This window comes from Sphingomonas morindae, from assembly GCF_023822065.1.
GTDB classification, from domain to species: domain Bacteria; phylum Pseudomonadota; class Alphaproteobacteria; order Sphingomonadales; family Sphingomonadaceae; genus Solisphingomonas; species Solisphingomonas morindae.
Window position 1 is genome coordinate 1,042,497 of record NZ_CP084930.1, and the last position, 10,017, is coordinate 1,052,513.

General features: G+C 70.6%; 9 protein-coding genes. 7 read left to right on the forward strand and 2 right to left on the reverse strand.

Annotated features, from left to right (window positions below; translation table 11 throughout):
* Positions 1–56: 56 nt before the first annotated feature.
* Positions 57–1,658, forward strand: a complete 1,602-nt coding sequence (locus LHA26_RS05165) for a flavin monoamine oxidase family protein (RefSeq protein ID WP_252167665.1) — start codon at positions 57–59, stop codon at positions 1,656–1,658.
* A 5-nt stretch (positions 1,659–1,663) separates the two neighbouring features.
* Positions 1,664–2,068: a c-type cytochrome gene (locus LHA26_RS05170; RefSeq protein WP_252167666.1), complete on the forward strand. Its 405-nt coding sequence runs from the start codon at positions 1,664–1,666 to the stop codon at positions 2,066–2,068.
* Positions 2,069–2,137: 69 nt separating this feature from the next.
* Here LHA26_RS05170 and LHA26_RS05175 read toward each other — a convergent pair whose 3' ends face one another.
* Positions 2,138–2,632, reverse strand: coding sequence for a RidA family protein (locus LHA26_RS05175; protein WP_252167667.1), 495 nt, complete (start codon positions 2,630–2,632; stop codon positions 2,138–2,140).
* A 118-nt stretch (positions 2,633–2,750) separates the two neighbouring features.
* Here LHA26_RS05175 and LHA26_RS05180 point away from each other — a divergent pair, with 118 nt between their 5' ends.
* The 5 genes from LHA26_RS05180 to metK all read left to right on the forward strand — a co-directional run bounded on the left by LHA26_RS05180 (position 2,751) and on the right by metK (position 8,148).
* Positions 2,751–3,323, forward strand: coding sequence for a nitroreductase family protein (locus LHA26_RS05180; RefSeq protein WP_252167668.1), 573 nt, complete (start codon positions 2,751–2,753; stop codon positions 3,321–3,323).
* A gap of 45 nt (positions 3,324–3,368) precedes the next feature.
* Entirely contained in the window at positions 3,369–3,722 is a 354-nt protein-coding gene (locus LHA26_RS05185) for a GntR family transcriptional regulator (RefSeq protein WP_252167669.1), read from the forward strand.
* Positions 3,723–3,836: 114 nt separating this feature from the next.
* The gene (locus LHA26_RS05190; RefSeq protein ID WP_252167670.1) at positions 3,837–5,285 is read left to right on the forward strand and encodes a sugar transferase; all 1,449 of its coding nucleotides are present in this window, start codon (positions 3,837–3,839) and stop codon (positions 5,283–5,285) included.
* 69 nt (positions 5,286–5,354) lie between these two features.
* Positions 5,355–6,914, forward strand: coding sequence for an apolipoprotein N-acyltransferase (lnt, locus tag LHA26_RS05195; protein ID WP_252167671.1), 1,560 nt, complete (start codon positions 5,355–5,357; stop codon positions 6,912–6,914).
* Between the two features lie 37 nt (positions 6,915–6,951).
* The gene (gene metK, locus LHA26_RS05200) at positions 6,952–8,148 is read left to right on the forward strand and encodes a methionine adenosyltransferase (protein ID WP_252167672.1); all 1,197 of its coding nucleotides are present in this window, start codon (positions 6,952–6,954) and stop codon (positions 8,146–8,148) included.
* A gap of 49 nt (positions 8,149–8,197) precedes the next feature.
* On the opposite strand, the gene LHA26_RS05205 is transcribed toward metK, so the two are convergent.
* A complete protein-coding gene (locus tag LHA26_RS05205) occupies positions 8,198–9,961 on the reverse strand; it encodes a sensor domain-containing diguanylate cyclase (protein ID WP_252167673.1) in 1,764 nt (587 codons plus the stop codon).
* Positions 9,962–10,017: the final 56 nt, after the last annotated feature.

Sequence of the window (10,017 nt, forward strand, 5' to 3'; positions counted from 1 at the left end):
AAAAGTATCACGGCACCTTGGGTGTCGGGACATAAAAGCAAATGGGGCAAGGGAAAATGGAGAATAAGCGTGCGGAGCCGGGTGGCTTCACGCGGCGGACCCTGCTTGAGCGCATGGCCGCCATGGGCGGCACCGCCATGCTGCTGGCGGGCATGGACGCGCTCGGCTTCGGCATCGGCTCGGCCCAGGCGGAACCGCCCCGCCTCACCGGACAGCCCGCCAAGCGGCGCGTGCTGGTGCTGGGCGGCGGCGAGGCCGGGCTCGTCTCCGCGCTGGAGCTTGGCCGCGCCGGCTATGACGTGACGCTGATCGAGGCGCGCGCCTTCCCCGGCGGACGCGCGCAGACCGCGCGGCGCGGCTTTCAGCTGACCGAGCTGGGCGGCACCCCGCAGACCTGCCAATTCGACGAGGGGCTCTATATCAACCACGGCCCGTGGCGGATCCCCTACCACCACCGCTCGACGCTCCATTACACGCGCAGCCTGGGCGTCCCGCTCGAGCTGTTCAACAATGATAACGACGCCAGCTATCTCTATTTCGAGAAGGGCCACGGCCCGCTCGCGGGGCGGCCGGTGCGCAAGGGCGAGATCGCGGCCGATCTGGGCGGCTATACCTCCGAAATCCTCGCCAAGCTGACCCGCCAGGGCGCGCTGGACCAGCAGCTGAGCGCGGACGATCGCGAGCGTTTCGTCGCGTATCTCGTCTCCTCCGGCTATCTGTCCCCCAAGGATCTCCGCTATTCCGGCACCGAGGGCCGGGGCTTCGACGTGCTGCCCGGCGCCGGCACCGATCCCGGGCCGGGCCGCGCCTCCACCCCCTATAGGCTGACCGATCTGCTCCAGGCCGGCAGCTGGCAGGCGCTCCATTCGGTGACGCTGTGGGATCAGCAGCGCACCATGTTCCAGCCCGTCAACGGCATGGAGCAGATCCCCAAGGCGATGGCGCGCGCGATCCCGCCGCGCGTGATCCGCTATTCGACCGAGGTGCAGCGCATCCGCCAGTCGCCCGACGCGGTGATGGTGGACGTGCTCGGCCCCGGCGGCCAGCGCGAGACGCTGACCGCCGACTGGTGCGTCTGCACAATCCCGCTTTCGGTGCTGAAGACGATCGACTCGGACTTCAGCCCCGCCTTCAAGACCGCCATGGCCCAGGCGGCCTATGCGCCGGTCGGGAAGATCGGCCTCCAGATGAAGCGGCGCTTCTGGGAGGAGGATCACATGATCTATGGCGGGCATGTCTACACCGACAATCCCGACATCATGTCGATCGCCCTGCCCTCCACCGGCTGGCAGGGACGCAAGGGCGTGCTGCTCGGCTATTACAACTTCATGGCCAACGCCGCGAAGATCAGCGCCAAGAGCCCGGCGGAGCGCGCCGCCTTCGCGGTCGAGTTCGGCCAGAAGATCTTCCCGGAATATCGCGACAGCTTCGAGAGCAGCTTCTCGGTGGCCTGGCACCGGGTGAAATATAATTTGGGGGGCTGGGCGATGTGGAGCGACGAGGCGCGCGCCACCGCCTATCCCGTGCTTTGCCAGCCCGACCGGCGAATCTGGCTGGCGGGCGAGCATATGAGCTATATCGGCGGCTGGCAGGCGGGCGCGATCGAGAGCGCCTGGCAGCAGATCGCCCAGCTCCACGCCCGCGCGATGAAAGGATGATCGGCATGCGCTTTCGCTCCGCTTTGCGCGCCGCCTGGCCGATGCTGGCCGTGGCGCCCGCCGCCTTGCTCGCCCAGGCGCCCGACGCCCCCACGCCCGCCCAGGCCTTTGCCGACAATTGCGCGGCCTGCCACCAGGCGGACGGCAAGGGCATCGCCGGCGCCTTTCCCGCGCTGGCGGGCAATGGCTTCGTCACCGGGCCGGCCGAAAAGCCGATCGCGGTGGTGCTCAACGGCCGCGCCGGCATGCCGACCTTCCGCGACGATCTTACCGACGCGCAGATCGCCGCCGCGCTCAGCTATGCGCGGAGCGCCTGGGGCAATCACGCGCCGCCGGTCACGCCGGACATGGTCAAGGCCGCGCGCGCTGGCGCCGCCGTCGCCGCCAAGGCGCCGCTCCAGGCGCATTGAGGCCGGGCCGGGCTCCACGCATAGTCCGCCCGCGCCGCCGGACCAGGACCGGCGGCGCGGCGCGGCCGCTCAGCGGCTGGGCGGACGGGCGGCCTGGACCTCGATTTCCACCAGCGCGCCGGGCGTGACCAGCGCGGCCACCTGCATCGCCACGCGCGCCGGTTTGTTGGGCTGGGCGGCGGTTCCGAAGAACTTGGAATAGCTCGCCATCATGCCCTTGAAGTCCATCTTCCCGCCAAGCGCGGGATCGCCGACCATATAGACCCGCATCATCGTCACGTCGCCCAGGCCGAGCCCCTCGGCCTTGAGGCTGTCCGCCAGCTTGGTGAGCACCGACAGGGTCTGCTGCTCGGTATTGCCGAGCTGATCGGGATGCGCGGGATCGGGCGGGCTGGCGAGCGCGCCGCTGACCCAGACGATGTCGCTGCCGGCGGGCGCCCGCACGCTCGCCGCGATCGGAAAGCTTCCCGTGTAGCGGCGCGTCACCTCCGCCGCGCCGGCGCCGGCCGGGATCGCCGCCGCCATGGTGATCGCCAGCATCATGCCCCGAACTGCTCTGCTCATCGCCATCGCCCCTTTTTATGTTGCAGGTGCGAGTGAACCAGCGCGGTGCCCCTCCCGTCAACGGCTTTGCGCGCCCGTGCGCTTTCTTCGCCGCGCGCCAGCCGGTACAGCGCGCGCCATGTTCAACGATCTCTCCTCGCCGGCGAGTCTCGTCGCCAGCCGCCGCTCCGCCAAGCCGCGCGATCTCGTCGCCCCCGGCCCCGACGCCGCGCAGCTGCGGCGCATCCTCGCCGCGGCGATGCGCGTGCCCGATCATGGCAAGCTGGCGCCCTGGCGGCTGGTGGTGATCGGCGCCGATCGGCGCGACGCCTTCGCGGCGCTGCTCAAGCAATGCTACCGCGCCGACAAGCCCGACGCCGCGCCGCGCGAGCTTGAGGCGCTGGACCAGTTCGCCCATCAGGCGCCGGTGCTGGTGGCGCTGCTTTCCACCCCCGCGCCGGCGAGCGCGATCCCGCTCTGGGAACAGGAGCTTTCGGCGGGCGCGGCGGGCATGATGCTGCTCACCGCCGCCCATGCCGAAGGCTTTGCCGGCGGCTGGCTCACCGGCTGGCCCTCCTACGGGCCCGGCGTGGCCGAGGGGCTCGGCCATCCCGGCGCGCGAATCGCTGGCTATTTCTTCCTCGGCACCCCCGCGCGCCCGCTGGAGGAGCGGCCCCGCCCCGACTATGACGCGATCGTCAGCCACTTCTGACGCCGAGGCTTGACGCGCCGTGCTGTGTTACTACGGTACCGCAGCATGGCCAGCGATGATCGTCCCGTCTATATCCGTCTGCGCGACAGCATCGCCGAGGCGATCCTCGAGGGCCGCTACGGCGATGGCGACGCCCTGCCTTCGGTGCGCGCCTTCGCCGCCGAGCAGGGCGCCAATCCGCTGACGGTGGCGCGCGCCTATCAGAGCTTCCAGGACGAAGGGCTGGTGGTGGTGCGGCGCGGCATCGGCATGTTCGTAGCACTCGGCGCGGCGGAGCGGCTGCGCGCGCAGGAACGCGCCCATTTCCTCCGCCATACCTGGCCACAGGTGCGCGCGCAGATGCGACGGCTGCGGCTGCGGCCCGAGGATCTGCTGAAGGATGATCTCGCGCTCGGCTGAGCCCGTCGCCATGCCATTCCGGCACAAAGCCGCGCCAAGCCCGCTGGACCCGCGATCCGGAAGGTCTAGAGCAAAGATTAACCTGCTCGGACCTATAAAGCAGCGGGGGAGGAGATGGACCTGGACAGTGGCACCGAGGCGGATCCGTATGGGGATCCGGACGCCGTGGCGGTCGCGCGCGCCGCGCTGGCGGCCAACCTGCCTCCGCTCGAGACCGATACCGTGCTCGCGCGCGACAAGGGGCGCTTCCGAATCCGCCTCTACGCGCTTCTGCTGGGGCTGGACTGTGTGGGCGTGGTGGCGGCGTTCGCGCTGGCCAATCTCTTGCGCTTCGGCCTGGCGGATCAAGCCGCCGGGGTGAACAATGCGGCGCTGCTGCTGCCGCTCTATCTGGCGGTGGCGATCAACCGCAATGTCTACTCGTCCGATCTGTTCAACCGCTGGCGCCATGCCGCGCACCGCGCGCTCACCTCGCTGGGCGGCGCGGTCGGCGCGATCCTGTTCGTCGCCTTCTATCTGCGCGCCGGCACGCATCTGTCGCGCGAGGTGTTCACCATCGGCACCGCGCTCGCGGCCTTGTGGATCTTCGCGCTGCGCTACGCGCTCCACCGCTTCGGGCCGATGCTGTTCGCGGGCGATCCCTTCGCCACGCTGCTCGTCACCGATGGCGTCGCGCTCGAGCCCGGCCCCCATGCCGTCGCCGTCGATGCCGCCGCGCTCGCGCTCAACCCCGATGTCGCCGATCCGCACGCGCTCGATCGCGTCGGCCGGCTCCTCAAGCGCGCCGACCGCGTCGTCGTCGCCTGCCCCGAACATCGCCGCGCCGCCTGGGCCGCCGTGCTCAAGGGCGCCAATATCCGCGGCGAGATCGTCACCCCCGAACTCAGCGGCCTCGGCTCGCTCGGCGCCAGCCGCTTCGCCAACGCGCCCACGCTGATCGTCTCGGTCGGCCCGCTCAGCCTGCGCCACCGCGCGCTCAAACGCGGCCTCGATCTCTTCCTCTCGATCGCAGCACTCACCGTGCTCGCGCCGCTGCTCGCGCTCACCGCGCTCGCCGTCAAGCTCGAGAGCAGCGGACCCATCTTCTTCGTCCAGCCCCGGCTCGGACGCGGCAACCGCCTCTTCCCCATGTACAAGTTCCGCTCGATGCGGGCCGAATTGTGCGATGTCGCCGGCGCCCAGTCGACCGCGCGCGGCGATGCCCGCGTCACCCGCGTCGGCCGCATCATCCGCGCCACCTCGATCGACGAACTCCCCCAGCTGCTCAACGTCCTCAAAGGCGACATGTCGATCGTCGGGCCCCGCCCCCACGCACTCGGCAGCCTCGCCGGCGACAAGCTCTTCTGGGAAGTCGATCAGCGCTACTGGCACCGCCACGCCACCAAGCCCGGCATCACCGGTCTCGCCCAGGTCCGCGGCTTCCGCGGCGCCACCCACCTCACCTCCGACCTCACCTACCGGCTCCAGGCCGATCTCGACTATCTCAACGGATGGACCCTCTGGCGCGACATCTCCATCCTGCTCGCGACCGCGCGCGTGGTGCTGCACCGCAACGCCTATTGACGGCACCGGCCGCGCCGATCCGACAAGACTCTCTAGCCAGCGTCGCGCCGAGCCTCTACCGCGCCCGCCATGGCACCGTTCTTCTCGGCCGTGGCCCTTGGCCTGCTCGTCGCCTTCGGCTTCCAGCCCTTCGGCATCTGGCCGCTCGCGCTGATCGGCTATGCCGGGCTGGCGCTGCTGATCCAGGCCCGCAGCCCGCGCGCGCGCGCCGCGTTCGCGATCGGCTGGGGCTTCGGGCTCGGCCAGTTCGTGCTCGGGCTGGACTGGATCGCCACCGCCTTCACCTACCAGGCCAAGATGCCGGGCTGGCTCGGCTGGATCGCGGTGCTGCTGCTGTCGCTCTACCTCGCCGTCTTTCCAGGCCTGGCCGCGCTGGGCGCCTGGTGGACGACCCGCCGGATCGGCGGCGGCGCGGCGACCCTGTCGCTCGCGCTCGGCGCCTGCTGGGGCGTTTCGGAATGGCTGCGCGGCACGCTCTTCACGGGCTTTCCGTGGAACCCGGCCGCCGCCGCCTTTGTCGATCTGCCGCTCGCCCAGCTGGCGCGGATCACCGGCACCTACGGGCTTTCGGCGATCATCGTCGCCTCGTCGGGCTTCATCCTCATCCTCGCCGCGCTGCCGCGCGAGCGGCTCGGCCGCAAGACGATGCTGTCCTCCGCCAACCTGCCCGCGGCGGCGGGGCTGCTGCTGCTCGCGGGCCTGTATTTCGCGCCGGGCATCGCGGTGCGTATCGGCCGTCCCGATCCGCTGCCGCCGGGGACCGGCCCGCGCGTGACGGTGATCCAGCCCGATATCGGCCAAGGCGAGCGCTGGGATCCGCAGCTGAGCCGCCGCCATCTGCAGCGGCTGATCGCCCTGTCCGGCCGGCCGGGCGATCAGCCGCGCGTGCTGCTCTGGCCCGAATCGGCGATCGAGGATTTCGTCACCGAGGATCCCGCCATAGCCGCCGCGCTGGCGCCGGTGATCGGCCCGCGCGACGTGCTGATCGCGGGCGGCGTGCTGCCCGTTCGCGACGCCGGAGGCGCCTTCGTGGCGGCGCGCAACAGCGCCTTCGCGATCGGGCCGGGCGGCCGCATCCTCGGCCGCTACGACAAGGCGCATCTCGTGCCCTACGGCGAATATCTGCCGATGCGGCCGCTGCTTTCGCTGCTCGGCCTGTCGCGGCTGGCGCCCGGCGACGTGGATTTCCTGCCCGGGCCGGGGCCACGCACGCTCGCTCTGCCGGGCGGCCTCAGCGTGGCGGTGCAGATCTGCTACGAGATGATCTTCTCGGGCCATGTCGTCGACGAGGCGCACCGGCCGGACTTCCTCTTCAACCCCTCGAACGATGCCTGGTTCGGCCCGTCCGGCCCGCCCCAGCATCTGGCGCAGGCGCGGCTGCGCGCGATCGAGGAGGGGCTGCCGATCGCCCGCGCCACGCCCACGGGGATCTCCGCCATCATCGCGCCCGATGGCCGCATCGTCCGCGAACTCGGCGCACACGCAATGGGCATGACGAGCGAGCGGTTGCCCGCCGCGCGGCCGCGGCCGATCTTCACCTATCTGGGCGATGGCGCCGTGTGGCTGATAGCCCTGCTTCTCGGCCTCATGGCGATTGCCGCTGGCCGATATAAGGAAAGCTTTATATAAGGCTTCCTCAAAGTCTGGTTCCTCAGGAGACCCTTCCTTGCGCAGCGACTATATCTTCACCTCCGAATCCGTGTCCGAAGGCCATCCGGACAAGGTGGCGGATCAGATTTCGGACGCCGTCGTCGATCTCTTCCTCTCCAAGGATCCGGAAGCCCGCATCGCGTGCGAAACGCTGACGACCACCAACAAGGTGGTGCTGGCCGGCGAGATCCGCTGCAAGGGCGTCTATGAGGACGGCACCTGGGCCGAGGGCGCGCTCGACGAGATCGAGCGGACGGTGCGCGAGACGGTGAAGCGGATCGGCTATGAGCAGTCCGGCTTCCACTGGCAGACCTTCGACTTTTCGAACAATCTCCACGGCCAGTCGGCGCATATCGCGATGGGCGTGGACGAGACCGGCAACAAGGACGAGGGCGCCGGCGACCAGGGCATCATGTTCGGCTATGCGACCGACGAGACCCCGGGCTTCATGCCCGCCACCCTGTATTACAGCCACAAGATCCTCGAGCAGATGGCGGCGGATCGCCATTCCGGCGCCGCGCCCTTCCTGGAGCCGGACGCCAAGAGCCAGGTGACGCTGCAATATCAGGGCGGCGTGCCGGTGCGCGCGACGGCGCTGGTCGTCTCCACCCAGCATTCGCCCAGCCTCTCCAACGAGGCCGGCCAGCAGCAGCTGCGCGACTATGTGAAGGGCGTCTTCGCCAAGATCCTGCCCGAGGGCTGGCTGCCGGCGGACGAGTCGATCTACGTCAATCCCACGGGCCTGTTCGAGATCGGCGGCCCCGATGGCGATGCCGGCCTGACCGGCCGCAAGATCATCGTCGACACCTATGGCGGCGCGGCGCCGCATGGCGGCGGCGCCTTCTCGGGCAAGGATCCGACCAAGGTGGACCGCTCGGCCGCTTATGTCGCGCGCTACCTCGCCAAGAATGTGGTCGCGGCCGGGCTCGCCAAGCGCTGCACCATCCAGCTCAGCTATGCGATCGGCGTCGCCGAGCCGCTGTCGCTCTATGTCGACACGCACGGCACCGGCACGGTCGACGAGGCGCAGCTCGAGAAGCTGCTGCCGACGCTGGTGCGGCTGACGCCCAAGGGCATTCGCGAGCATCTCAAGCTCAACAAGCCGATCTACCAGAAGACCGCCGCCTACGGCCATTTCGGCCGCGACGCCGAGGGCGATCTCTTCACCTGGGAGCGGACCGACCTGGTCGATCAGCTGAAGGCGGCGATCTGATCGCGGCGGGCCGGCGGCGGCGCCATCGCCCCGCCGGCCCCACCCCGTCTCAGGCGGCGGACACCTGGTTGCGGCCGTTGCGCTTGGCCGCATAGAGCGCGGCATCCGCACGCGCCAGCAGCGCCGCGGCGGGCTCCATCCCATCGTGCCGCGCCATGCCGCAGCTGATCGAGATGGGCACCCACAGGCCGGCGCCGATCGCCACCGGCCGCGCGGCCACCTGCGCGGCGATCGCGGCGCACAGGCTCTGGCTGCGCTCCTCGCCCTCCTCGATCAGCAGCAGCGCGAATTCATCGCCGCCGAACCGGCCGAGCGCATCCTCGCCGCGCACCAGCGCGCCGATCCGCGCCGCCACCTCCACCAGCACCGCATCGCCGGCGGCGTGGCCATGGCGATCGTTGATCGGCTTGAAGCGATCAAGATCGATCATCGCCACATGGACGCGCGCATGGGCGGCGAGCGCGCGGTCCAGCCGTTCCAGAAATCCCGCCCGGTTGAGCAGCCCGGTCAGGCTGTCGGTGCGGGCGCTGCGCGACAAGGCCAGTTCGGTGCGCTTGCGGGCCGTCACGTCGCGGATGGTGGCGACGCTGCCGCCGGCGCCGCCCTCCCCCGCTGAGACGGCGCAGATCGCCGCCTCAAGCCAGCGCGCCTCGCCCTCCACGGGGCTGAACTCGATCTGATGGAAGCGGCCCGGCTCGCTCAGCGCGGCGCGATGCCCCTCCACCAGCAGATCGCCGCCGAGCGCGGACAGCGCCATGCCGGCCAGATCCGCGGGCGCGCGGCCGAACAGCGTCATGGTCGCGCCATCGGCGGCGCGGCACTGGCCGTCCGCGCCAATGTGGAGCAGCACATCGGCCGAGCGCGAGGCGAGAAGCCGCAGCATTGCCTCGCTCTCCGCCAGCCGCGCGGTCAGCGCGCGGCGCGCGCCGAGCGCAGTGGAGACGGGCAGGCCCGTCAGCAGCAGCGTGGCGAGGTAGAATTGCAGATAATGCGCCTGCTCCAGCGGCACCGGCGAGACGAGCGGCAGCGGGCCGCGCCCCACCAGCGTGGCGCTGATTCCCGCCAGCGCGACGATCAGCACCGAGACCTGCGTGCCGCGCTGGCCGAGGCGGAAGGCCACGAGCATCATCAGCGCGAAGGGCAGGAACAGGAGCGGCCGCTCCGCGCCCCAGAAGACGATCACGGCGGTGAGGGCGGTGAGGGCGAGCAGCGCCACGCATTCCAGCCGCCGCGCCGGGGCGCAGCTGCGCAGCCAGCCCGCATAATCGCCCCGCAGCTGCGAGACGAAGATCGGGGTGAAGATCAGCAGGCCCAGCCCGTCGCTCAGGAACCAGACGCGAAAGGCGCGTACATAGCCTGTGTCCAGCAGCAGCGTGGCGGCGCCGGCGGCGACCACCCCGCTGACCGCCGGCGCGATCAGCCCCGCCCAGCCGAGAAAGCGGATCATCGCCGCCGGATCGGGCAGCAGCCCCTCGCGGCGCAGCGCCGCCGCGCGCAGGCCGAACAGCGCCAGACCCACTTCCAGCATGTTGCACGCGGCGAAGGCGAGCGGCACCGGCGCCGAGCCGCGCACCACCAGCCCCGCCGCCGTGCTCCCCGCATAGCCGATCGCCAGCAAGGTGGGCCAGCGGTGGCGCGGCAGGCGCAGCCCGGTGGCGAGCAGCAGCGCATTGGCCGGCCACACCGCCGCGATCGCGCCATCGTGGCTGACTAGGCGGAGGGTGAGGATGGCGAGCAGCGCCGAGCCGATGCCGGCCGCCAGCATCGCGCCCGTGTGGCGGGGATGATCGAGGCTGGGGCAGCGTCTGGCCATGACCAAAGTCTAAGCAATAATCCCTAGCGGTTTGTTAACCGAACTTCACCGCCGCC